22 protein-coding genes are annotated in these 23,626 nt (G+C 70.2%); 9 read left to right on the top strand and 13 right to left on the bottom strand.

Features of this window, described 5'->3' with window-relative positions; genetic code table 11:
• Positions 1–4: 4 nt before the first annotated feature.
• The 3 genes from C468_RS06560 to C468_RS06570 are packed head-to-tail and all read right to left on the bottom strand — an operon-like array spanning position 5 to position 5,569.
• Positions 5–3,262 (bottom strand): molybdopterin-dependent oxidoreductase, encoded by a 3,258-nt coding sequence (locus tag C468_RS06560; RefSeq protein ID WP_008848101.1) that lies wholly within the window; start codon positions 3,260–3,262, stop codon positions 5–7.
• The gene (gene nrfD / locus C468_RS06565) at positions 3,259–4,530 is read right to left on the bottom strand and encodes an NrfD/PsrC family molybdoenzyme membrane anchor subunit (protein ID WP_008848102.1); all 1,272 of its coding nucleotides are present in this window, start codon (positions 4,528–4,530) and stop codon (positions 3,259–3,261) included. The genes C468_RS06560 and nrfD overlap by 4 nt, the downstream gene beginning before the upstream one ends.
• A gap of 4 nt (positions 4,531–4,534) precedes the next feature.
• Positions 4,535–5,569 carry a 4Fe-4S dicluster domain-containing protein gene (locus C468_RS06570; RefSeq protein ID WP_008848103.1) on the bottom strand — a complete coding sequence of 345 codons (1,035 nt, stop codon included), beginning with the start codon at positions 5,567–5,569 and terminating at the stop codon, positions 4,535–4,537.
• Positions 5,570–5,915: 346 nt separating this feature from the next.
• Between C468_RS06570 and C468_RS06575 the strand changes: the two genes are divergently transcribed.
• Positions 5,916–7,754, top strand: a complete 1,839-nt coding sequence (locus C468_RS06575) for a bacterio-opsin activator domain-containing protein (RefSeq protein ID WP_008848104.1) — start codon at positions 5,916–5,918, stop codon at positions 7,752–7,754.
• A 24-nt stretch (positions 7,755–7,778) separates the two neighbouring features.
• Here the strand turns inward: C468_RS06575 and endA are convergent, their stop codons facing one another.
• On the bottom strand, positions 7,779–8,975 hold the full coding sequence (gene endA / locus C468_RS06580) for a tRNA-intron lyase (RefSeq protein WP_008848105.1): 1,197 nt from the start codon (positions 8,973–8,975) through the stop codon (positions 7,779–7,781).
• A 369-nt stretch (positions 8,976–9,344) separates the two neighbouring features.
• On the opposite strand from endA, the gene C468_RS06585 reads away from it, so the two are divergent.
• Positions 9,345–11,624 carry an AAA family ATPase gene (locus C468_RS06585; protein ID WP_008848106.1) on the top strand — a complete coding sequence of 760 codons (2,280 nt, stop codon included), beginning with the start codon at positions 9,345–9,347 and terminating at the stop codon, positions 11,622–11,624.
• A 10-nt stretch (positions 11,625–11,634) separates the two neighbouring features.
• The gene (locus tag C468_RS06590; protein ID WP_008848107.1) at positions 11,635–12,573 is read left to right on the top strand and encodes a rhomboid family intramembrane serine protease; all 939 of its coding nucleotides are present in this window, start codon (positions 11,635–11,637) and stop codon (positions 12,571–12,573) included.
• A gap of 46 nt (positions 12,574–12,619) precedes the next feature.
• Here C468_RS06590 and C468_RS06595 read toward each other — a convergent pair whose 3' ends face one another.
• Positions 12,620–13,084, bottom strand: coding sequence for a CopG family ribbon-helix-helix protein (locus C468_RS06595; protein WP_008848108.1), 465 nt, complete (start codon positions 13,082–13,084; stop codon positions 12,620–12,622).
• 25 nt (positions 13,085–13,109) lie between these two features.
• Complete coding sequence (locus tag C468_RS06600) at positions 13,110–13,442, bottom strand: PadR family transcriptional regulator (protein ID WP_008848109.1); 333 nt, start codon at positions 13,440–13,442, stop codon at positions 13,110–13,112.
• Between the two features lie 216 nt (positions 13,443–13,658).
• Here C468_RS06600 and C468_RS19090 point away from each other — a divergent pair, with 216 nt between their 5' ends.
• Positions 13,659–13,793 carry a hypothetical protein gene (locus C468_RS19090; protein WP_275039706.1) on the top strand — a complete coding sequence of 45 codons (135 nt, stop codon included), beginning with the start codon at positions 13,659–13,661 and terminating at the stop codon, positions 13,791–13,793.
• Positions 13,794–13,836: 43 nt separating this feature from the next.
• Here C468_RS19090 and C468_RS06605 read toward each other — a convergent pair whose 3' ends face one another.
• The gene (locus C468_RS06605; protein ID WP_008848110.1) at positions 13,837–14,490 is read right to left on the bottom strand and encodes an HAD family hydrolase; all 654 of its coding nucleotides are present in this window, start codon (positions 14,488–14,490) and stop codon (positions 13,837–13,839) included.
• Between the two features lie 76 nt (positions 14,491–14,566).
• Positions 14,567–14,935, bottom strand: a complete 369-nt coding sequence (lwrS, locus tag C468_RS06610) for an LWR-salt protein (RefSeq protein ID WP_008848111.1) — start codon at positions 14,933–14,935, stop codon at positions 14,567–14,569.
• A gap of 64 nt (positions 14,936–14,999) precedes the next feature.
• Here lwrS and uppS point away from each other — a divergent pair, with 64 nt between their 5' ends.
• The gene (uppS, locus tag C468_RS06615) at positions 15,000–16,016 is read left to right on the top strand and encodes a polyprenyl diphosphate synthase (protein ID WP_008848112.1); all 1,017 of its coding nucleotides are present in this window, start codon (positions 15,000–15,002) and stop codon (positions 16,014–16,016) included.
• Positions 16,017–16,053: 37 nt separating this feature from the next.
• Here the strand turns inward: uppS and C468_RS06620 are convergent, their stop codons facing one another.
• Together C468_RS06620 and C468_RS06625 are read right to left on the bottom strand one after the other, a co-directional pair.
• Positions 16,054–16,512 carry an NOB1 family endonuclease gene (locus C468_RS06620; protein ID WP_008848113.1) on the bottom strand — a complete coding sequence of 153 codons (459 nt, stop codon included), beginning with the start codon at positions 16,510–16,512 and terminating at the stop codon, positions 16,054–16,056.
• Positions 16,512–16,757, bottom strand: coding sequence for a PRC-barrel domain-containing protein (locus tag C468_RS06625; protein ID WP_008848114.1), 246 nt, complete (start codon positions 16,755–16,757; stop codon positions 16,512–16,514). The genes C468_RS06620 and C468_RS06625 overlap by 1 nt, the downstream gene beginning before the upstream one ends.
• Before the next feature lie 172 nt (positions 16,758–16,929).
• On the opposite strand from C468_RS06625, the gene infB reads away from it, so the two are divergent.
• Positions 16,930–18,723 carry a translation initiation factor IF-2 gene (infB, locus tag C468_RS06630; RefSeq protein WP_008848115.1) on the top strand — a complete coding sequence of 598 codons (1,794 nt, stop codon included), beginning with the start codon at positions 16,930–16,932 and terminating at the stop codon, positions 18,721–18,723.
• 12 nt (positions 18,724–18,735) lie between these two features.
• On the opposite strand, the gene C468_RS19095 is transcribed toward infB, so the two are convergent.
• The 3 genes from C468_RS19095 to C468_RS06640 all read right to left on the bottom strand — a co-directional run bounded on the left by C468_RS19095 (position 18,736) and on the right by C468_RS06640 (position 20,618).
• Positions 18,736–18,870 (bottom strand): hypothetical protein, encoded by a 135-nt coding sequence (locus C468_RS19095; protein WP_275039707.1) that lies wholly within the window; start codon positions 18,868–18,870, stop codon positions 18,736–18,738.
• The gene (locus tag C468_RS06635; protein ID WP_008848116.1) at positions 18,867–19,565 is read right to left on the bottom strand and encodes an SDR family oxidoreductase; all 699 of its coding nucleotides are present in this window, start codon (positions 19,563–19,565) and stop codon (positions 18,867–18,869) included. The genes C468_RS19095 and C468_RS06635 overlap by 4 nt, the downstream gene beginning before the upstream one ends.
• A 291-nt stretch (positions 19,566–19,856) precedes the next feature.
• The gene (locus tag C468_RS06640; protein ID WP_008848117.1) at positions 19,857–20,618 is read right to left on the bottom strand and encodes a TOBE domain-containing protein; all 762 of its coding nucleotides are present in this window, start codon (positions 20,616–20,618) and stop codon (positions 19,857–19,859) included.
• A gap of 283 nt (positions 20,619–20,901) precedes the next feature.
• Between C468_RS06640 and C468_RS06645 the strand changes: the two genes are divergently transcribed.
• The 3 genes from C468_RS06645 to C468_RS06655 are packed head-to-tail and all read left to right on the top strand — an operon-like array spanning position 20,902 to position 23,329.
• Positions 20,902–21,858 (top strand): substrate-binding domain-containing protein, encoded by a 957-nt coding sequence (locus C468_RS06645; protein WP_008848118.1) that lies wholly within the window; start codon positions 20,902–20,904, stop codon positions 21,856–21,858.
• Complete coding sequence (locus tag C468_RS06650) at positions 21,855–22,577, top strand: ABC transporter permease (protein ID WP_008848119.1); 723 nt, start codon at positions 21,855–21,857, stop codon at positions 22,575–22,577. Before C468_RS06645 ends, C468_RS06650 begins: the two co-directional genes overlap by 4 nt.
• Complete coding sequence (locus tag C468_RS06655; RefSeq protein ID WP_008848120.1) at positions 22,577–23,329, top strand: amino acid ABC transporter ATP-binding protein; 753 nt, start codon at positions 22,577–22,579, stop codon at positions 23,327–23,329. Before C468_RS06650 ends, C468_RS06655 begins: the two co-directional genes overlap by 1 nt.
• The last annotated feature ends 297 nt before the right edge of the window (positions 23,330–23,626 follow it).

Below are 23,626 nucleotides of genomic sequence, written 5' to 3' on the forward strand. Positions count from 1 at the left end.
CGGATCACCGCCGCTCCACGTCGACGAAGGCGTCGTACTGCGCGTTGCTCCCGCCGACCAGGTCCGAGAGGCCGGTGTCGCCGAGCTCCTCGTCAAGCGGCTGGATGTGATTGATCGCGAAGCCGGCGTCGCGCCCCTTCGCGTAGCCGGCCTCCTCGGTCATCGGCTCGTCGAACTGGTAGTCGCTGTGGCCGTCGGCCTCGACGGCCGACCGGGTTTCGCCGTCGACCGTCTCGGCCGTCGCGCCGCCGCCGGTCCGACCCCAGCCCCACATCGCGCCGACGACGCCGGGTCGGATCCCGCCCGTGACCATCGCGACCGCGTCTGCGGTCCCGCGACCCGCGTCGATGAGGATCTCGTCGCCGTTCTCGATACCGCGCTCCTCGGCGTCCTGGGGGTTGATCCAGACGGGGTTCTCCGGGCGCGTCTCGCGGAGCCACGGGCTGTTCTGGGTGCGGTGCATCCCCTGCGTCCGCGGCTTCCAGTTGATCAGCCGGAGCGGGCGCTCCGGCTCGTCGTCGCCGCTCACCGCGGCCTGGACGGTCCCGTCGTAGTGCTCGACGTCGTCGACCCGCGGGAGCGGGTCGAACCGCTCGCCGGTGAAGGAGTGTTTGCCCCTCGGGACGACCTCGCTGTAGAAGTCGACGCGCGATTCGAGCTTGTACCGCATGTGCTCGCCGTCGTAGGCGTTCGAGTCGTCTTCGCGCTCGGCGTAGTCGTACCCGTGACCGTGCTCGGTGAACGCCTCGTCGTAGCCCTCGGTCGGCTCCTCGAAGCGGCCGCCCCGGTTCAACACGGTGACGACTTTCGGCCACTCCTCGTCGGTGACGGCCGCCCGCCAGCGGTCGAGGTCGAACTGCTCGCCGAGGCCGCTCTCGTGGCTCTCGCGGAACACCCGCCGCTCGTCATCGCTCGCGTCCGCGACCGGGTCGCGAGCGTACGCGATGTTGGCGGCGAGCTTCAGGTAGAAGTCCTCGGCCTGTTCGAGCGGCCACAGACCGCCGTCTGCGTCGGGGATGGCGTCCTCGCCGACGCCCGGCAGGTCCAGCTCCGACCACAGCTCGATGAGCACGTCTTCGAACGGACGCGCGTTGGGGACGACCGAGACCGCCGGCTGGCTGATCTTCTCGTCGGCCAGCCGCTTGTTCGGGTACGTCCCGAAGTTCTCCCACCGTTCGAGGTAGGTCGGCTCGGGCAGGATGTAATCGGCGTACTGACTCGTTTCGCCGATGACCGTGTCCGAGGCGACGATCAGCGGGATCGTGTCGGTGTCTTTGAGGATCGCCGGGATCTCGTCGCCGCCGGCGACGGCCATCACGTGGTTGTTCGAGTACGGTCGGATGAACAGCGCCTCGACGCCGTAGGGGTACTCGTCGGCGGCGCTGCCGTAGAGCTCCTGGGTCGCCTGCGGCGGCGCGACGGGGAACCACGGGCGCTTCGCCGGGTAGCCGCCGTCGCGGTCGAACAGCGAGGTGTCCTCGTAGTTGACGCCGCCGCGAAGCAGCGGGATCCCCCACGGCGAGTGGCCGTCGGGGACCGAGCCGAGCTCGTACCGGCCGGACATGGTGTCGTAGCCCGCGTAGGGCGTGATCTGGCCGCCCTTCCAGTCGTAGTTCCCGATGAGGTGCTGCAGGGTGGCGATCGCCCGCGTGTTGTAGAAGCCGTTGGTGTGCTTCGCCGGACCGCGGTAGGCCATGATCGCCGCCCGCTTGCCGTGGCTGGTGAACTCGTCGGCGATCTCGGCGATCTGATCGGCCGGCACGCCGGCCATCTCGGCGTACTCCTCGACGGTGTGTTCGAAGACGCGCTCGCGGTACTGGCTCCAGACGCTGCGAACCGCCGTCCCGTCGATCGTCACGTCGACGTCGAGAACGGCCGTGTCGACCTCGCTCGCGGGTCTCGGCTCGCCGGTCGCCGCGTCGACGGCGACGAAGTCGTCGGCGGTCTCGGCGTCCTCCGCGACGAGCCCGAGATCGGCGGCGCGCGCCTTCGGTCCCGCCGGCTCGTCGACGAGGACCAGGTGCGTCGCGTCGCTCCACGTGGGTTCGTCGTCATCGCCCGCGGCCGACCGCGAGGGGTTCTGGAGGTACGCCAGGTCGTGGCGGTCGTTCTCGATGATCCACCGCGCCATCCCGAGCGCGAGCGCCCCGTCCGCGCCGGGTTCGACGGGCACCCACGTGTCGGCCTTCTCCGCGGTCTTCGACAGGCGCGGGTCGACGACGTCCATCCGCATCCCGTCCTCGATGGCGTTCGTCAGCTTCGGTGCGAGCCACGTCGGACCCTTGTTGGCGACCATGGGATTGGTCCCCCACGCGATGAGGTACTCGCAGTTCTCGATGTCGGGGTACTGCCGCTTCTTCTTGGCGCCGTGGGAGCGGACGTTGCCCATCACGCTCGAGACGCCGCAGGTCCCGGCGTGGTGGACGCTGTTTATCGACCCCAACCCTTGGTGCCAGAGCCGCGTCCGGATGAAGTTCCGGCGGAACCCGCCGACGTCGACGATCTGGTTGGACTTCGGGCCGAGGTCGGGGTGGTCGGTGTCGATGAGCTCGTCGGCGTACCGGTCGTCGAATTCCGACTTGGAGAGCTCGCCGTTCTGGACGGCCTCCCAGTCGCTCATCACCGCCTCCTGTGGGGCGTACCCCCAGATCTCCTCCAGTCCGGGGTGGCCGAGGTCCTCGTCGCCCTCGACGATGTCCCGGATCGCCTCGTCCCACGAGACGGTCTTCCACTCGCCCGAGCCGCGCGGACCGACGCGCTTCATCGGCTGTCGGACGCGGTAGCTGTCGAAAGCCGTCTGAATCCCCGCCTGTCCTTTTAAACAGATCCGGCCGCCGGAGAGCGACCAGCGGTCGGTGGCGACGTCGCCGCTCCCCTCGACGTCGCCCATCGCCACGTCCTCCGGGTCGCTCTCGTAGGGCACCTGCGAGAACGGCTGCGTGTTGAGGAACGAGTACGGGTTCCCGGCGAGCTTCCGGACGAGCGAGCTGTACTCGCCGGTGCCGCTCCCGTCCGCGAGCTGGACCTTGATCGGACAGAACGTGTTACACTGTCCGCAGGTGGTGTGTATCACGTCGCTCGCGCCGTACTCGCCGTACTCGTTCCCGACGTAGTGGTGTTCGTCGTCCGTCCACAGGTCGTCGACGTCCACGTTGACCGCGGCGTTGCTCGCCGCCGCGATGACTCCGATACTCCCGGCCGCCTTGACGAAGTCGCGGCGCGAAACCCTCGCGCCGTCCTCGCCCGAATCGTCAGTACTCATTCGTGGTCACCTCCGGTAAGCGGCGTCAACGGCAGCGTCTCCGCGCCGAGCGTGTACAACAGCAGGCCGACGCCGATCATGCCGACGCTCGTCCCCCACTCGACGAGCGTCGGGAAGTACGACCCGTGAGGGAGCCCCTCCATCACCGGCATGACCTGCGCCGGGACGACGATGTTGAACCGCACCGCGACGATCCCGACGACGACGCTCAGTCCGGCGAGCACCATCACCGCCGGCGTGCGCCGCCACGACTTCTTGCTCAGCAGGACCATCGGGAACACCCAGCTGAAGCCGATCATGAACCACCAGAACGACCAGGACATCGGGCCGTACATGATGACCTGCCAGGTCTCGATCTCGTGGGGGTGGACGCTGGCGATCGCGATGAACGTCTCGATGGCGGTCAGGGCGGCGTCGATGACGATGAAGCCGATCAGCAGCTGTGCGAGCCGGTCGAGCAGGTCCGGGTCGACCGACTCGCCGTCGAACAGCCGGGTCCGAAGCACGTAGATCACCATCACGAGCGCGGTCCCGCTGAGCAGCGCCGAGATGACGAATATCACCGGGAACAGCCCGCTGTTCCAGTACGGGCGGGCCTTCGAGACGGCGAACAGCACGCCGGTGCCGCCGTGGACCATGAAGATCGCCAGCGGGATACCGAGGACGCCGGCCCGTTTGAGCCAGCGCCGGTCGAACGCTTGGGACGCCTCGCTCGTGTCCAGTCGACCGAGCGCGAGCGCCGCGTAAAACCGCTTTCTGAGCCCCGACGTGCGGTCGGCGACCCGCGCGAGGTCGATCCGCATCGAGAAGTACAGCTCCGTGACCAGAATCCCGATGTAGGCCACATAGGCGTGGACCTCCCACGAGAGCGCCGAGGTCAGCTGGCGCCAGAGGAACGGGAAGTACATCCGGTCCATCCGGCCGAGGTCGATCCAGACGAACAGCAGCGCCACCGCCATGCTGATGACGGCCGCGAACAGCGCGTCGCGGTCGATCCGGTGCATCCCCTCGACCTCGAAGACGTTGGCCATCGTGCTCACGAGGAACGCGCCGGCGGAGAGGCCGACGAAGTAGATGTAGAAGGCGACCCACGCGCCCCACGGGACGATGCTCGTGAGGTTGGTACTCGCCATCCCGCCCGTGAGCCGCAGGTACGTCGCGTACGCGCCGACGGCGACGAGGACGGCGACGACCGCGTACCAGGCGGCGCGCAGCCGGTCGTCTTCGAACCCCGGGTCGAACTCGATGTGTGAACTCTGTGTCGCCATGGGTCTATTTGAGGTAGTAGACGTTGGGGTCGGTCCCTTCGTCTTCTTTCAGTTGGAACGCGCGCGACGAGTCGGCCATCTTCGCGACGTCGCTGTCGGGGTTCTCGAGGTCGCCCATGTTCCGGGCGTCGCCGACGCAGGTCTCGACGCACGCGGGCTCTTCGCCGCGCTCTAACCGGTGCGTGCAGAAGCTGCACTTGCGGATGTTGCCGATCGGCGACTTCCCCTCTTCGCGCGGGCCGCGGTCGACGCCGTACTCTGGGCTCGTGATTTCGCCCGCCTCGTCGACCTCGTCGTCGTAGTTCTCGCCGAAGTCGAAGTACCGCGCGCCGTACGGACAAGCGATGTTGCAGTACCGGCAGCCGATACACCGGTCGTAGTCGATGTTGACCACGCCGTCGTCCATCTTGTACGTCGCGGAGACGGGACACACCTGGACGCACGGCGGGTTGTCGCACTGCATGCACGGGCGCGGCACGTTCGTCCGCGTGACGTTCGGGAACTCGCCGTGTTCCTCCTCCATCACGACGTTGTACGAGACGCCCGGGGGCGTCCGGTTCTCGGACTTGCAGGCGACCGTACACGAGTCGCAGCCGACGCACTTCTGGAGGTCGATCACCATCCCCCACTTCTGGTCGCCCGCGCCGATTCCGCCCTCCGGCCCGTCGCCCTCGACCTGCGCCGACTCCGTGGAGACCGTGTCCATCGAGCCGACGGCGCAGCTCAGCGACTCGGCCGTCTCCGTCGAGACGGTCTGGTCGCCGGCGTCGACCGCCGGGTTCGGCGTCTCGCGGTACGCCTCGCCGAACTCCGCGGCGGCGGCCTCGTCGTGCTTCTCCCAGTACTCGTCGCCGGACAGCTCACCGCGCGCGACGCGCTGTGCGTCTTCGGCCATCTCGACGCCGAGGTCCGTGTCCGCCTCGACGTCCGCGAGCTCGTCTCGCGGGTCGGGTCGCTCGTTCTCCACCATCGCGTCGAGGTCGGCCTTCCCGACGTTCGGGATGCCGGGGAGGGTGTCTCCGTCGTCAGCGGTGCTCATCGCCACCACCCGTCGCCGGTCGTCTCGCCGACGAGCGGTCCGTTCCGCGCCGGCCGGTTGGTCCTGGAGGTCATACACGTAACTGTACGTAGAGACCGGTGGAAAGGGCGATACCCATACAGTTTGATTCGGGGTCTCCCCGGGGAGACACCCCATAGTGCGCGTACCAATACTGTTTGGATCGGGGTGATCGCCCCCCGGATCGGTCCGTTCCCCGCCGCGCGCCAGCGACCGCCGACATTATCAACGAGAACGGACACCTCTCGGGTATGAACGGGTCGCGCCGAGACGGACGAACGGTCGGCGGGCCGGCGACGCCGGTCCGCCCGGGGGGCAGAGCGGTCGTATGAACTGGATCATCGCCCTCTCGATCGGGCTCCGGCTGCTCGGCGTCGGCTACTCGATCCTGCTGCTGGCGAGCACCCGCGACCGGCGGTTCGGCTTCCTGACGCTGCTTCTGACCTTCATGACGCTCCGGCAGCTGCTCACCGTGCGGACGGCGACCACCGGGATCGAGGAGCTCCCCGGGCTCGTCGTGAGCGCGCTCACCCTGTTGACGGTGTATTACCTTTCCGAGTACGTCGACGAGGAGAACGCCGTCAAAACGCAGCTGCAGCGGGCGAACGAGCGGCTCCGGGGCTACCGAAAAGCCATCGAACACGCCGGGCACGCGATCTTCCTCACCGACCCGGACGGCACCATCGAGTACGCGAACCCGGCCGTCGAGACGGTCACGGGCTACGAGCCGGACGAGGTGATCGGAGAGAACCCGCGGCTCTGGCAGTCGGGGAAACACGACGAGGAGTTCTACGAGGGGCTCTGGGAACGGATCGCGTCCGGGTCCGTCTGGGAGGGCGAGCTGACGAACCGCCGCAAGTCGGGGGAGCTCTGCTGGATCGACGCGACGATCGCGCCGATCACCGAAGACGGGGACGTGGAACGCTACGTCGCGATCGAGCGCGACGTCACCGAACGGAAGGAGCGCGAGCTGCGCATCGAAGATCAGAACGAGCGGCTGACCCTCCTGAACAACACGAACGCGGTGCTCCGCGACGTCAACCGGGAACTCGTCGCCGCGTCGACGCGAGACGAGATCGAATCCGAGGTGTGCGAGCGGTTCGCTTCCTCCGACCTCTTCGACGTGGCCTGGACCGGCGGACGCGGGCTCGTCGACGGCACGGTCAGTCCGCGCTCGTGTGCGGGGACCGACCCCGACTCGCTCGACGCCCACATCGAGGCGTTGTGTGCGACCGATCCGACGCCGATCGAAGCGGCGCTCGACGGCTCTCGTCCGGTGTTCACCGAGATCGACGACGAGTTCGCCGGGGCGGCCGGCGGGGCGCACTGCGTCGTGGTACCGCTCGCGTACCGCGGCGCGGAGTACGGCGTGCTCGTCGTGATGACTCGCAACGCCGACGCGTTCGACCTGATCGAACGCGACATCTTCGCCGAACTGGGTCGCACCGTCGCGGACGCGATCAGCGCCGTCGAGAGCAAGCAGACGCTCGCCGCGGACAGCGTCACCGAACTGGAGTTCCAGCTGACGGGGATCGACGAGCCGTTGGCGAACATGGCGGCGCGGCTCGACTGCACGGTCGCCGTCGAGCACGTCGGCGGCGGCGACAGCGACCGCGTCCAGTACGTCACCGTCGCGGACGCCGAGTCGGACGCCGTCTCCGAGTACGCCGCCGAGGCCGACGGCGTCGACGCGGCACAGCACGTCTACACCCACGAGGGCCGCTCCCTGTTCCGGCTCTCGCTCCGTGAGCGGTCGATCGTCGCGACGCTGGCGCAGTACGGTGCGAGCGTCGAATCCCTCTCGCTCGCCGGTACGAGCGGGACGCTGGTCGCGCGCGTCGCCAGCTCGAACGACATCCGGACCGTCGTCGACGCGCTTCAGACGACGTACGACGGACTGACGCTCGTCGCGCAGCGCGAGCGCGAGCGAGACGTGCAGACCGAGGACGGCTTCCGGAAGCGGCTGGCAGGGGAGTTAACCGACCGACAGCGCGAAGCGGCGCGTACCGCGCACTTCGCCGGGTTCTTCGAGTGGCCCCGCGAACACACCGGGGAAGAGGTCGCGTCGATGATGGACATCTCACAGACGACGTTCACCCAGCACCTCCGTGCGGCCGAGAACAAGCTGTTCTCCGCGCTCTTCGACGAGAGCGTGACGGTGTCGTAAGCGGCGGGACGGACCTTCGGCGGGCTACGGCGTCAGCCGCCCGATCGAGAGCCACTCCACGTCGGCGTCGCGGGCCGCGCCTCCCTCGGCGGTCCCGTCGCCTCCGCCGTTCCCGCCCGCCGCCGCCGTCAGCGCGAACACCATCTCCTTGCGGACGCCGCCCGCGAGCCGCACGTCGAGCGAGAGCTCGCGGGGCGAAAAGCGGTGGTCGCCCTCGACGACGCGCACGAGGTGCTCGGAGTGCGGCAGGTCCTCGACCGTCTCCACGTCGAGGTACGTCCGGAAGTCCGCGCCGAACTTGAAGCCGGTCTTCGGCACGGCGTCGGCCTCGCGGAGACGCTGATAAACGGCGAGCCGACGGTCGAACCGATCGCCCTCCACCTCGCGCCCCCGGGCGACGATCGCGGCAGCGGGGCCGTCCGGCTCCGGTGTGCCCGCGTCGGAGGGGTCGCCCGCCTCGTCCGCCGCGCCCGCCGTCCCCACCGACGCCGACAGCGACAGCACGCCGTCGGCCGCGAGCGACGCGGCCTCGACGAGGGAGAGCTGGACCGCGCCCTCCACCGCCGCGGCGCGGCCGGTGAGGGGCTGGCCGTAGAAGCCGCGCTCGTAGAGCCCCTCGGGGGCGTCCCAGACGACCACGCGGTCGGCGAGGAGGACCCCGTCGAGCCGCGCCGGCGGCTCGTAGTCGGTGGCGCCGGCGATCGACCCCTCGGTCGCCGCGAAGTACGTGATGTCGGACTCCTCGTCGACGACGGCGAGGGTGCGCCCGGCGAGCCCGGCGGCCGGGAGCGACTCGCGCTCGCCGACGACCTGCACGGGGTACTTGACGTTCCCCGTGTCGGGCGTCGAGCCGCGCTCGTAGGCGACGAAGTCGACGGCCTCGGGCGCGTCGACGCCGCCGCCGGGCCACGGCTCGCGGGCGGGCGAGAGGTAGAAGCCGCGGTCGCGCAGGTCCGCGTAGACGAGGTACCGCACCGCGAAGCGGTCGGTCGCGGCCGCGCACTCGACGAAGAAGCGCTCGAAGCCGACGGGGTCGGCGTCGGGGGCGAGGGCGACGCCGGAGAGGTCGCCGCGGAAGAGGAGGTGGGCCGCCTCGACGCGCGAGAGCGCGATCTCGTTCCCGTCGAGCGGTCGCCCGTAGCCGCGGGAGTCGTGGAAGCGCTGGCGGGCGTCGCCGGCGACGCGGACCGCGTCGCCGCGCAGGTGCCCTGTCGGTTGCATACTCCAAGGCGGGCCCGGGCGGGGTAAGGGGGTTGCGGTCGGTACTCGCGCGATTTCGGAGTCTCTGGTCGTGGAACAGACTTTTATAAGTAAATCTGCGCGCTGCCGTCGCATATTTATAACGGATCGACGGCGCTGGGACGACCGACTTCAAAACCCACCGCACAGCACCGCACCTCAAAACCTCCCCAGCCTCGTCGCGCGTGCGACTCGCGACCCTGGGGGCCGCTCGCCGGCACGCGCCACCGCAACCGCTATTTATAAGCAATCGTCGCTACCCCTCCGACCGTTTGGACCACATCCACGGTTATGAACCGACTCCCGACGGCGCCGGACAAGGGTAAAGGGTTATCGGCGAGTACGAGACGTATGAACGACACCGCCGGCCTCCGGCTCACGGTGCGTGCCGCCGAGAAGCGGGACGCGGGCCGGGGCATCGCTCGGCTCCCCGAACCCTCCAGGAAGCGACTCGGCCTCCTCAGCGGCGACACCGTCGAGATCCGCGGCGAGCGCACCGCGGTCGCGAAGGTGTGGCCCGGCGGCGCGGGCGCCCGAGAGGGCTCCGTCCTCATCGACGCCGACACCCGCGCGAACGCCGGCGTGAAGGTCGGCGACACCGTCACCGTCGCGCCCGTCGACGTGGCGGACGCCGACAGCGTCGCGCTCGCGGCGCCCGCGGAGCTCGCCGACGTCGACGTGAGCCGCGAGGTGGTCGAGCGCGCGCTCGCCCGCGACCTCCGCGACCGCCCCGTCACCCGGGGCGAGGCCGTCCACGTCGAGCGGCTCGGCGGGATCCGGTTCGTCGTCGCCGAGACGGACCCGGCGGGCACGGTCCGCGTCACGACTCGCACCGACGTGTCGGTGCGATACGGGACCGACTCCGACTCTCGGGGGAGACGCGGCGCCTCCACGGACCGGTCCGGCGGGTCCGACGGGGCTGCCGGGTCCACCGGGTCCACCGGGGCCGACTCCGCCGGAAGCGACGCCGCACCCGCCGACGCTCCCGGAACCGACGCCCGTCCGACCGGCGGCGGGACCGAGCCCCCGGCGGAGCACACCGCGGGCGCGACCTACGAGGACATCGGCGGGCTCGACGAGGAGCTGGAGCTCGTCCGCGAGACGATCGAGCTCCCCCTCTCGGAGCCCGGCGTGTTCACCCGGCTCGGGATCGACCCCCCGAAGGGCGTCCTGCTCCACGGCCCGCCGGGGACCGGGAAGACGCTGATCGCCCGCGCCGTCGCCAACGAGGTCGACGCGACGTTCATCACGGTCGACGGCCCGGAGATCATGTCGAAGTACAAGGGCGAGTCGGAGGAGCGCCTGCGGGACGTGTTCGAGCGCGCCAGCGAGGACGCGCCGGCGATAATCTTCTTCGACGAGATCGACTCGATCGCGGGCAAGCGGGACGACGGCGGCGACGTGGAGAACCGCGTCGTCGGTCAGCTGCTCTCGCTGATGGACGGCCTCGACGCCCGCGGCGACGTGATCGTCATCGGCGCGACCAACCGCGTCGACACCCTCGACCCCGCCCTCAGGCGGGGCGGGCGGTTCGACCGCGAGATCGAGATCGGCGTGCCCGGCGAGACCGGCCGCCGGCAGATCCTCGACGTGCACACGCGTCGGATGCCGCTCGCGGACGACGTGGACCTCGACCGCATCGCGGCCCGGACGCACGGCTTCGTCGGCGCCGACATCGAGGGGCTCGCCCAGGAGGCGGCGATGACCGCGCTGCGGCGCGCCCGTGAGTCGGACGCCGCGGCCCTCGACGACGTGACCGTCGCGAAGGTCGACTTCGAGGCGGCCCACGCCAACGTCGAGCCGAGCGCGATGCGCGAGTACGTCGCCGAGCAGCCCGCCACCGACTTCGCGGACGTGGGCGGGCTGCCGGAGGCCAAGGAGAAGCTGGAGCGCGCCGTCACGTGGCCGCTGACGTACGGTCCCCTCTTCGAGGCCGCCGACGCCGACCCGCCGACGGGCGTCCTGCTTCACGGGCCGCCCGGAACCGGGAAGACCCTCCTCGCCCGGGCGATCGCGGGCGAGAGCGGCGTGAACTTCATCCAGGTGGCCGGTCCCGAGCTGCTCGACCGGTACGTGGGCGAGTCGGAGAAGGCGGTCCGCGACCTGTTCGACCGCGCACGGCAGGCGGCGCCCGTGATCGTCTTCTTCGACGAGATCGACGCGATCGCGGCCGACCGCGACGGCGCCGGCGGCGACGGGTCCGGGGTCGGCGAGCGCGTCGTCTCGCAGCTGCTCACGGAGCTGGACCGCGCCAGCGACAACCCGAATCTCGTGGTGCTCGCGGCGACGAACCGGCGGAACGCGCTCGACCCGGCGCTGCTCCGGCCGGGTCGGTTAGAGACCCACATCGAGGTCCCCGAGCCCGATCGCGACGCGCGTCGGAAGATCCTCGACGTGCACACCCGCTCGAAGCCCCTCGTCGACGGGGTCGACCTGGAGCACTTGGCCGACGAGACCGAAGGGTACTCCGGCGCGGAGATCGCGTCGCTGTGCCGCGAGGCCGCCCTGATCGCCATCGAACGTGTCGCCGACGAGCACGGGGAGGCCGCCAACGACCACGCCGACGAGGTCTCGATTACGACCGAGGACTTCGCGGCGGCGCTGGAGAGCGTCCGCCCGGCGACGCCGTAGGAGGGATCGAATGCCGGGAGACGTCGGCGACCCGACGGAGCGCGACCGAGACAGTCCCGACCCGCCCACCCTCCGCGGGCTGCTCGCGGGGCTCTTCGCCGCCGTTCGGTCGCGACCGCCGGCGGAGCTGGCGCTCGTCGCCCTCCCGCTGCCGGCCCTGCTCGTCGGCGTGAGCCTGCTCCCCGGCGTCGAGGCGTGGCGGCTCTCGCTGGCGACGGAGGGCGTGTTCGAGAGCCGGTGGGCGCTGTGGACCGCGTTCGCGTCGAGCTTCGTCCACACGGACCCGGCCCACCTCCTCGACAACGTCGTCAACTACTGGCTGCTCGTCGCGGTCGCGTACCCGCTCTCGGTCGTCGCCGGCTGGCGCCGGCGGCTCCTCGGGTCGGTCGCGACCTATCTCGCGGTCGTCCCGCTGGTCTCCGCGTGGGCGACCATCGTCGCGCTCGGCGGCCTGACCGACGCTCCGACCGCCGGCTTCTCGGACGTGAACAGCGCGCTCCTCGGCTACCTCCTGGCCGTCTGGTTCGCGGCGCTGACGGCGGAAAGCGAGCGGGTCCGAAGCGAGGGGTCGCTCGGCGTCGACCCGCGGTGGTCGGTCGTCGCCGTCTTCGCGTCGCTCGCGCTCGCGTACCTCGCCCCGAGCGGCGCCGGCTACTTTCCGCCGCTGCCGGCCGTGGGGTCGCTGTTCGCGGTCGGCGCCGTCCTCGCCGCGGCCGCGCTGTACGCCGCGGTCGGACCGCCGCGGGTGGCGGGACTCGATCTCGAGCCCGCCCGCGAACTGCTGTACGTCACCGGTGCGAGCGTCGCGCTCGCGGGCGTGATCGGGTCGCTCGTCTTGGTCCCGTTCGGCAGCAACGTGTTCGCGCACCTCGCCGGCTACGTCGTCGGGTTCGCGGTGCCGTTCGCGGGCGTCCTCGCGGACGGCGGAGCCGATCGGGCAGGCAAATAGCCGGAACGACAGCGATGCCGTTCGGTCGCCGCGGTCGCGTTGCCGTTCAGTCGTCGTGGTCGTGACCGTGGCCGCGGTCGGCCGCGGTCGTGAGGCCGCCGTCGCCGAACTCGTCGACCGGCGTCACGCTGTAGTCGACCGTGAGCGTGTCCTTCGTCGCGCGGATCTTCCCGACGAACGCCGAGATGTCCTCCAGGCGCCCCTCAAGCACGAACAGCTCCATGCAGTACCGCGAGCCGACGTGGCTGTGGAAGTTGGAAGCGACGAGCCCCTCGTGTTCGTGGCGGAGCCGCATCATCCGCTCCTCGACGCTCGTGGTCTCGTAGTCGAAGAGCACCGTCACCACCGCCATCAGGTCCCTGTCCTCCAGCTTCGCGTCCTCGAACTCGCCGAGGAGGTTCCGGGACGCCTCGCGGACGACCTCGCTGCGCCCGGTGTAGCCGTGTTCGTCCGCGAACCCGTCGATCCGCTCTAACAGCTCCTCCGGCATCGAGACGCTGACGACCGTCATATATTAACTAAACGAGCCGATCTTGTTAATCTTTGAGGTTCGGGTCGGCGTCGCCGGCCGTCGGGGGCCGGTCGGACGGTCCGCCGTCGATCCGCTCCGAGAGCCACGCGTAGTGGTCGAGCAGGGCGCGCTCGCCGGCGTCGGTGAGCGCGTACACGTCGGCGATCCCCTCCGTTCGGCGGTCGAGGAACCCCGAGTCGACGAGCGACCGCAGCGTGGCGTAGAACGACCCCGGGTCGATCCGCTCGTCGTAGTGCGATTCGAGCCGGCTCTTCAGCGGCTGGGCCCGCAGCTCGCCGGCGTCGTACAGCAGCGCGCACAGGTCGCGGCGGCGGCCGCTGTGGAGCCACTTCGTCATACGCCCGGTTCCCGCCGGCGCCTCAGGACCGTTTCGGTCCCGGACGACGGACGCGATTCGTTTTGGGGACCCGAGGTTATGTAAATATTTGCCTTTATTTGCTATGAACTCGTTAGCATCCAACTCTCAAGCGATTCGATTGACGATTGACGTGTATTATGTGTATAAATGTGTGTCTACGGTACTTTCTTCACTCGGGCCGTCGCTCGTCCCGATATGCACGCGTCGATCGAACACTTGGTCTGTCGACACCGGTACGAGCGCCGAGCGGTGGTGGTCAACCCCGACGAGGTCGTCGAGCGCTGTTCGAAGTGCGGCAAAGAGCGTATTCGGGGGGCTGCGGGCTCGTAGCGGTTCGACCGCGGTCCGTTTCCGTCGACCGCGGCCGCGACCCTCACGTCGGTCCGAGCAGTTCGTCGAGCCGGCTGACGCGGCGGTCGCCGAGGACGCACCGCCCGCGGTCCTCGTGGCCCACGCGCTCGACGTGGACGGCGTCGAGGCCCGCGTTCCACGCCGCGCCCACGTCGCTCTCGCCGTCGCCGGCGTAGTAGCCGCGGTCGGTCCGGGGGTCGACGCCGAGGTCCGTCATCGCCAGCTCGATGGGGTCGGGGTCGGGCTTCCACCCCGTCTCGTCGGTGCAGCAGACGACGGCGTCGAACCGGTCCTCGAGGTCGAGCCGGTCGAGCACGGGGTCGGCGAGGAACCGCTGGCAGTGGGTGACGAGCCCGGTCGGGCCGCCGGCGTCGTCGACGCGGTCGAGCAGGTGGGCGGCGTCGTCGTGGAGGTACGTCGCCTCTGCGCGGGCGAGCGGGTCCTCCTCCGCGTGGAACGCCGGCCAGAACGCGTCGGGGTCGACTCCGAGTTCGCGGAGGGTGTCGCCGCGGGCGCCCCCGAGCCCGTGCCAGAGGACGTACGCCTCCCGGTCGGAGAAGCGGCGACCGAGCCGGTCGCCGACGCGGTCGAAGACGCCGCGAGTGTACGACCACTCCGCGTCGACGAGGGTCCCGTCGAGGTCGAACAGGTGGAAGTCGTAGTCGGCGACGGGCATGGGCCCGCCCGTAGGCGGTCGGCCGATAAGTGCGTTGTGGGGCGGGCGCCCCGTTCGGATCGGGACAGGGCCGGTCTCACTCTTCCCGGACGTGGATCGACGACCCGAGGTACTTGTGCAGGACTTCGTCGACGGCGTCGGCGTTGAATCGGTCGAGGTCGTCGGCGATCGCCGAGCGCAGCGCGTCGAGGTGCTCTCGGTCGGTCCGGAGCTCCCGGAAGTCGGCGGCGACGACCTCGACGCCGAGCCGGTCGCTCGCGAGCCGCCGGAACGACGATTCGTCCCCGATCTCCGCGCGCCAGAGGCGGTCGCGGAAGAAGAGCCAGCCGTCGGTGTCGGGCTCGCTCGCGGGGACCTCCATCGTCGTCTCGAACCGGTCCGGGTCGACGACGGCGCCCTCGGGGGCGAGTCGGAACTCCACGCGGAAGACGTAGGCGGCGTCCATCGGCGGGGACTCGTCCCGTCAGAGGATAAAAGTACATACCCCTCGGTCGAGTCAGTTGTCACATATGTTGGACCGCCCCCGCGACCTCATCGAGCGTGCGTACCGCCGACACCTCCACCGGGAGATCGAGGACGTGCCGACGCACGTCGCGATCATCCAAGACGGGAATCGACGGTACGCGCGCGAGCGGGGCGACGACGCGCCCGACGGCCACCGCGCCGGCGCCGCCACCACCGAGCGCGTGCTCGACTGGTGCGCGGACCTGGGCGTCGCGGAGCTGACGCTGTACGCCTTCTCCACCGAGAACTTCGAGCGCCCGGACGAGGAGTTAGGGCCGCTGTTCGACCTGCTTGAGGACAAGCTCCGCGACTTCGCCGACGCCGACCGCGTCCACGAGCAGGGGGTCCGCGTCCGCGCGATCGGCGACGTCGACCGGCTCCCGGAGCGCGTGCGCGACGCGGTGGCGTACGCGGAACGCCGCACCGCCGACAACGACCGGTTCACGCTGAACGTCGCGCTGGCGTACGGCGGCCGGACGGAGCTGCTTGACGCCGCGAGGGCGATCGCGCGGGACGTCGACGCCGGCGACCTCCACCCGGACGACGTCGACGTCGAGACCGTCGAGGACCGCCTGTACGACCGGCCGGTCCGGGACGTCGATCTCATCGTCCGGACCGGCGGCGACGAGCGCACCTCGAACTTCCTGCCGTGGCACGCCAACGGCAACGAGGCGGCCGTCTACTTCTGTGCGCCGTACTGGCCGGAGTTCTCCGAGGTGGAGTTCCTCCGCGCCATCCGCACGTACCAGTCGCGCGAGGAGTCGTGGCGGCGGGCCCGGGCGGAGCGCGCGGTCGCGCTGGTCCGGGCGGTCGCCGAGGTCGAGATCGCCGAGGCGCACGCGGTCGCCGGGCGGCTCCGCGACCGGCTCCCGATCGACGCCGACGCGCTCGCCGCCGCGCTCCCCGGCGACGCGCAGCGGCGGACCGAGGCCGGAGACGACCCCGCCCCCGAGGCCGTCGCCGGGGATGCGTCCGGGAGTTCCGCCGGCGAGACGCAGGCGGAACCGGAGTCGGCGGACTAGGAACGGGCCTGACAGAACAGAAGGCGTTTCGTCCGCGCTACGCGGGGTTCTTCCGGGTCAGATCGCTTCCGCAGATCGGGCACCGCTCCTTGTTCTCGTCGAAGGTGCGGTTGCAGCCGACGCATTGGAACCGCCACTCGCGCTCCTCGGAGATGCCGTCTCTGGCGATCGGCTCGACGGTGAGATCGAGCCGCTCGGCGACGTTCTGCATCGCGTAGTCGTCGGTGACCAGCGTCGCGCTCAGCTCCAGCGCGGTCGCGATAAGCCGGGCGTCGGTGTCGGACAGCTCCGCGGCGTCGCCGGAGCCGCGCGCGGCGCGCCGCACGTTGTCGAGGACCTCCGGAGCCGGGACGTGGATCGCCATGCCGGACCCCTCCATTGCGTCGAAGCGGAGCGCGCCCTCGCCGGTGAGCTCCTCGTGCACTTCGGGCACCGAGACCACGTCGTCGTCGGTGGTGTACTCGTGGATGAACGCCGATGTGTCGAGGACTTCCATCAGCGGGCGACGACGATGTAGTCTTTCACCGCCTGCACGTTCGCAACCGGCACTTTCAGACGCCCCATCTCGTCGACGTCGAAGCCCGAGCGCTCCGGACTGAGGTGCTCGTGGGGGCTCACGAGGAGGTCGGAGAGCTCGCCCGACTTGAGGTCCATCGTGATGTTGTACAGGTCCCCGAGTTCGGTTCCGTCCGCGCTCATCACCGCCTTCCCGGAGAGGTTCTCCGCGAGGATGTCGACCATGTGCGCACGGTCCCGGGCAACGGTCTTAAACTCCACGGGGGCGTCCGACGGACGACGGACGCGCCGTTCAGCGGGCCCCGCTTCCGTCGCGGTCCGGACGGGCGCATTTTGAAAGGCTTAACTGACGTCCGGGCCGAACGGTAGACAACCGACCTTTTCGGGGCGATCACTGATGACCGACCACACAAACGCGGACACCCTTCGGACGCCGATCGTCGCCGTGCTGGGCCACGTCGATCACGGCAAGACCAGCCTGCTCGACAAGATCCGTGGCTCCGCCGTCAGCGAGGGCGAAGCCGGCGCGATCACGCAACACATCGGGGCGACCGACATCCCGCTCGACACCATCTCCGGGATGGCGGGCGAGCTCATCGACCCGACCGACTTCGACCTCCCCGGGCTCCTCTTCATCGACACGCCGGGCCACCACTCCTTCTCGACGCTGCGCGCCCGCGGCGGCGCGCTCGCCGACATCGCGGTGCTCGTCGTCGACGTCAACGACGGCTTCCAGCCGCAGACGGAGGAGGCGATCGACATCCTCCGCCGGACGGGTACCCCCTTCGTCGTCGCCGCCAACAAGGTGGACACGACGCCGGGCTGGAACCCGCAAGCGGGGCAGCCGATCCAGCGGAGTCTGGAGGCGCAGTCGGAGCGCGCCGAGTCGATGCTCAACGAGAACCTCTACGAGATCATCGGCCAGCTCTCCGACGCCGGCTTCTCCGCCGACCTCTACTGGCGCGTGCAGGACTTCCAGAAGAACATCGGCGTCGTCCCGCTCTCGGCGATCACGGGCGAGGGCGTCCCCGACCTGCTCACCGTCCTGATGGGCCTCTCTCAGCGCTTCATGAAAGAGGAGATGGCGATCGACGTCTTCGGGGCGGGCGAGGGGACGGTCCTGGAAGTGAAAGACGAGCGCGGTTTCGGCGCCACCATCGACACGGTCGTGTACGACGGAGTGGTGCGCAACGGCGACCGGATAGTCGTCGGCGGACAGGAGGACCCGATCGACACCGAGATCCGGGCGCTGCTCCAGCCGCGACCCCTCGAGGAGATCCGCACGGAGAAGCAGTTCGAGAAGGTGGCGGAAGTCGGCGCCGCCGCCGGGGTGAAGATCGCCGCGCCCGACCTCGACCGGGCGATGGCGGGCGCGCCGGTGCGGGTCGTCCGCGACCGCCCGGTCGAGGAGGTCGTCGAGGAGGTGAAAGCCGAGCTCGCGGAGATCGAGGTCGAGACCGCAGAGAACGGCGTCGTCGTCAAGGCGGACACGCTCGGCTCCCTGGAGGCGATGGCGAACGCCCTCCGCGAGGCGGAGGTCCCCATCCTGCGCGCGGAGGTCGGCGACATCGCGCCGCGCGACATCGCCGTGGCCGAGACCGCGAACCAGGACGAGCACAAGGCCATCCTCGGGTTCAACGTCGACCTGCTCACGAACGCCGAGACGGAGCTGGAGAACGCCGACGTGAAGCTGTTCACGAACGACGTGATCTACCAGCTGATCGAGGACTACGAGACGTACGTCGAGGAGAAGCAGCGCGCCCAACAGGAGACGGTGCTGGACAAGGTCGTCCGCCCGGCGCGCTTCCGCATCCTCCCCGACCACACGTTCCGGCAGAACGACCCCGCCGTCGTCGGCGTCGAGGTCATCTCGGGCACGCTCCAGAACAACCGCAACGTCGGGCTGTTCGAGGGCAACGAGTTCGAGCGCGTCGGCCAGCTCTCTGGCATTCAAAAGCAGGGCGACGACGTCGACGAGGCGCGCGCCGGCGAGCGCGTGAGCATCGCCATCGACGGCCCCACCGTCGGGCGCGGCATCGAGGAGGGCGACACGCTCTGGACCGAACTCCCCGAGAAGCACGCCAAGATCCTCGAACAGGAGCTGAAAGAGGAGATCACCGCCGACGAGCGCGAGGCGCTCGCGGCGTACTTGGAGACCAAGCGGAAGCGGGACCCCTTCTGGGGGAAGTGAGGCGGTCCGCCGTCACAGCGTCTTTTCGCAGCTCGGACACTCGGGACCGCGGTCGCCGGTGACCGGCTCGACCGCGATCCGACAGTTCTCGCACCACCGGCGTCCGCCGCCCTCGTCGCCGGGCACGTCGTGTGTCACGCCACTCACCGCGGCAGCGTCCAGTTCACGTCGACGCCGCGGTCCGGGAACGGCGGCGTGGAGACGACTTCGAACGTCCGATTCGCCGCGCCCTCGGTCGTCGGCGCCGCGGTCATGAGCCACGCCACGTCGGCCCGCGAGACGCTCCCCCACAGCTTCTCGCCCGGCTCGGCCGTCGTGACGAGCCCCGTCCGTCGACCGTTCGTCAGGACCCCCGGGCGGAGGATCGTGTGACGGATCGGCGCGTCGCGGATCGCGGCCTCCGCCTCCCCCTTGGCCTCTTGGAGCGGACCGATGAACGCGTCGAAGGCCGACGCGAGCGGGCTCGCCGGCTCGGGGCCGACGCCGATCGCCGACTCCATCACGAACGCGTCCACGCCGGCCTCGACCGCCGCCTCCAGCAGCGCGCGGTTCCCCGCCCCGTCGACGAACGGCGGCCCGGTTCTGACGGCCGATCGGGCGCTCCCAACGGCGCTTATCACCGCGTCCACGCCGTCCACGGCGGCGCCGAGGTCAGTCGGATCGAGGAGGTCGTCTACCACGACCTCGTCGGCCCCCGCCGCGCGGAGGTCGGCGGTGGCCCCCGGCGACCGGGTGAGCGCGCGAACGGTGTCTACCCGCGGCCCGGCTCGCCGGAGCGCCTCTTTGCCCGTTCCGCCGGTGGCGCCCGCGACGAGGACCGCGTCGATGTCGGTCGGTGTCATGTCAGACCATCGGCGTCGTAGCGCAAAGAGCCTCTGGGTCGCCACCGCACGATGCGGGCCGCCGGAGTGCGCTCCGACGAAGCGAACGGGGTTATGAAAAGGCGCCTTGCGGCGCGGACGGAACAGCGGCGGCTTTCAGCCCGCACCGCCCGAGACCGTCAGCCTGAGAGCGTCAGCCTGAGCTCCACTGCCCGGAGGTCGGCGGCGAACGCGGGGTGGTGCTCGGCCGCGCGCCGACGGACTGGCCGCGCTCCTTCTCGCCGCGATCGGCGCGAGGTCGCCGCGACTCCCCTACTCGCGCCCCGACGTCGTCGACTGACTGACGACCCGCGTCGCGGTCGCCTTCCAGCGGATCGCCACCGCGTCGCCCGCGTCCAGATCCAACCGCGCCGCGCTCTCGCCCGTGATCAGCACCCGAAACGCCACTCCGTCAGCCCCGCCCACCGCGACCCGTACCGTCGAAACGGTCTCGCCGGCCTCGATCCCGACCACCTCGCCGCGGAGCCGGTTCCGGGCGCTCGTGGAATCCGGGTCGACTCGCTCCCCGCCTTTATAAATCGTCACCGCGTCGGCGCCGATTCGCACCTGCACCGCGTCTCCGACCGCCGCGCCCTCGGGGTCGTCCGCCGTGCCGTCCACCCCGCCGTGCAGACCGCGCACCCGTCCGACCGCGGTGTCGACGTCGGCCAGCTCGCCGTCGACGCTCGCGACGGTCCCGTCGAGCACCGTCTCGGGGACGCTCGCGGTCGCGGCGAGCACGGCCTGGAGCCGGTCGTACCGGTCGAGGAGGGTGCGACCGCCCGACGAGAGCCGACTCCCGCCGCCCCCCGACCCGCCGCGTCGGCGCTCGACGAGTGTCCCGAACGCCGTCTCCAACGCCTCGATCCGCGAGAGGGCGCGGGCGCGGGAGCGACCCAACTCCGCGGCCGCGCCCGCCACCGACCCCGCCTCGTGGACCGCCCGCAGAAGCGCGGCGTCGCGGCCGTCGAACTCGACGCCGTCCTCGATGAGCGCGGCTCGCCCGCGCCCCGCGGCGCCGCCGGTCTCGTCCATACCCCGACGGTCGCCCCGCGAGGTGTTGGCGTTTTCCCTCCACACGCGGTCGTCCGGTACCGCCGGGGACCGCGCACGAAGCCGCTTCGGCGACGTAACCGGTTCCGGAACGTAACCGCCCCCGGACGTAGTCGGGCTCAGAGCGGGGCCGGCCGGCCAAGCGGATCCATCGCCGTCATCGCTTCCTCCGGACGCTCCCCACCACACGGTCCCGCGAACGCATAACCGGTTCTGGTTACCCCGCGACAGAAGCTATATCCGGTATCGCTCCGTCGGTGTATCTATGTCGATACATCGACGCCGGCTTCTTGCCGCGCTCGGTGCTGGCGCCGCCGCGGGCACCGCCGGTTGCGCACAGCTCGTCGGTGGGGGCGGCGGGAGCACCGGCGGCGGGAGCGCCGATGGCGACGGCCCCTCGGTCGCCGGCCAGACGCTGACGCTCACGACGACCACGAGCACGTACGACACCGGACTGCTCGACGAGATCCACGTCGACTTCGAGGAGATGTACGGCGTCACCGTCGACGCCGTGGCGAAGGGGACCGGCGCGGCCCTGGAGTCGGCCCGGAACGGGAACTCGGACGTGGTGATGGTTCACGCCCGCGGGCTCGAAGACGAGTTCCTGCGTAACGGATACGGCACCAACCGTCGGGACCTGATGTTCAACGACTTCGTGATCGTCGGGCCCGAGAGCGACCCGGCGGGGATTCAGGAGGTGAGTTCGGCGACCGAGGCGCTCACGACGATCGCCGCTGCGCAGGCAGAGTTCGTTTCTCGCGGCGACAACTCCGGCACGCACACCAAGGAGCTGAACCTCTGGGCGGCCGCGGGCACCGAGCCCGGCGGCGACTGGTACCAGGAGACCGGCTCCGGCATGGGCGAGGCGCTGAACATCGCGACCCAGCAGGGCGCCTACACGCTCGCGGACCGCGGCACGTTCATCTCCCAGCGCTCGACGATCGACCTCGCGATCCTCGTACAGGGCCCCATCGAGGACGGGCCGGAGATCCTCTCGAACCCCTACGGGATCATGGCCGTCAACCCCGGCGTCCACGACGACGTCAACTACGACCTCGCGATGGCGTACATCGGGTGGATCACGAGCCCCGGGACCCAGGACGCGATCGCCGACTACCAGACGAACGGCGAACAGCTGTTCTTCCCCGAGGCCGTCTCCGAGGACCCCGACTTCCAGCAGTACGTTCCGGAAGGTTGGAGTGGCGACTCGGCCGACGAGTGAGCGTGCCGATCGAACCAGTCGTCGGCCTGCTCTCCGGGGTCTTCGACCTCCCGTTCAGGGACGGCTACGTCTGGAGCGTCATCTACGTCTCGCTGTACGTGAGCCTCACCGCCGTGGCACTGAGCACGCTGTTCAGCGTCCCGGTGGCCGTTCTGATCGGGTTCGCCGACTTCCCGGGCAAGCGGTTCGCCAAGTCGGTCATCAACACCGGGATGGGCTTTCCGAGCGTGGTCGTCGGGCTCGTCGTCCTCTTCGCGGTCTCGAACCGGGGGCCGCTCGGACCGCTCGACCTCGTCTTCACGAGGGAGGCGATGATCATGTCCCAGTTCGTGCTGGCGACGCCGCCGATCACGGCGATCACCCTCGCGTCCGTCTCGGGGGTGGACGACGGGGTTCGCGACGCCGCGCGCGCGCTCGGCGGCACGCGCATCGACGCGGCGCTCGTGGTCCTGAAGGAGGCGCGGTACGGGATCGCCACCGCGGTCCTGGCCGGCTTCGGCCGCGCAGTCAGCGAGGTCGGGTCCGTGCTCATCGTCGGCGGGAACATCACGAGCGCCGACGGCATCTCGAAGACGCGGACGTTGACCACCGCCATCCAGCTCGAGGCCCGTCAGGGACAGTACGAGACGGCGCTCGTGCTCGGCGCGATCCTCGTCGCGCTCGTGTTGACCGTCAACGCCGTGGTCGTTCACTTCGGACACGGAGGGGTGAACCGCTGATGCTCCGGGCGACCGACGTCTCGCAGTCGTTCGGCGACGAACAGGTGTTCCGGGACCTCTCCGTCGCGGTCGACGGCGGCGAGGTCCTCGGCGTCATCGGCCCCTCGGGCGTCGGCAAGACGACGCTGCTCCGGACGCTCGCGCTCTCGCTCGAACCGGACGCGGGGACCGTCGCGCTCGGCGACACCGACGCGTGGGCCGCCGAGGAGGCCGCCCGGCTCGCCCTGCGTCGGCGGGTCGGGATGGTGTTCCAGGAGGCCAGCCTCTTCGACGCGTCCGTGGCCCGCAACGTCGAATACGGGCTCCGGGTGCGGAGCTCGTGGCCCGACCGGATCGCGGCGGCCCTGGGGCTCGCCGACAGGCCCGACGCGGTTCGCGAGTCGCTGGACGTCGTCGGACTGACGGACAAGGCGAGCGAGCACGCCGCCTCGCTCTCGGGCGGGGAGGCCCAGCGGGTGTCGTTCGCCCGCGCGCTGGCGTACGATCCCGACGCGCTGCTGCTCGACGAGCCCACGTCGGACCTCGACCCGCGGAACACGGCCGTCATCGAGGCGGCCATCGAGGAGGCTCGGGCCCGCGGCATCGGCGTCGTCGTGGCGACCCATGACATGCACCAGGCCGAGCGCGTCGCGGACCGCGTCGCGGTGCTGCTCGACGACGGCGTCACCGAGGTCGGGCCGACGGAACGGATCTTCGAGGACCCCGCCGACGAGCGCACCCGGAAGTTCATCTCGGGCGAGCTGGTGTACTGACGCGTACTTAGCGTCGGTGAACTACTGTGGTGGTGTGGATGCTTATAAATCGAATTGCGCTGTTGCTGTCGGCTGTTTATACGTCGTCGACGGCTCTGTGGTGACGACCTCTGAAGCCCCAGCCGCTCGCTTATAAATGGTTGTTGACGGCGGATCGACGGTGAACACTTCCAAAGCCCCAGCCGTGAGGACGGCGCACGCTCGTTGTGCTCCTCACTCACTCGCTCACTTCGTTCGCTCCTTCGTTGCGGTGCTTACGTCGCCTGCGCCGTCCTCACGGCTGCCCCTTTGAGTTCC

The sequence above is a fragment of the Halorubrum kocurii JCM 14978 genome, from assembly GCF_000337355.1.
GTDB classification, from domain to species: Archaea; Halobacteriota; Halobacteria; order Halobacteriales; family Haloferacaceae; genus Halorubrum; species Halorubrum kocurii.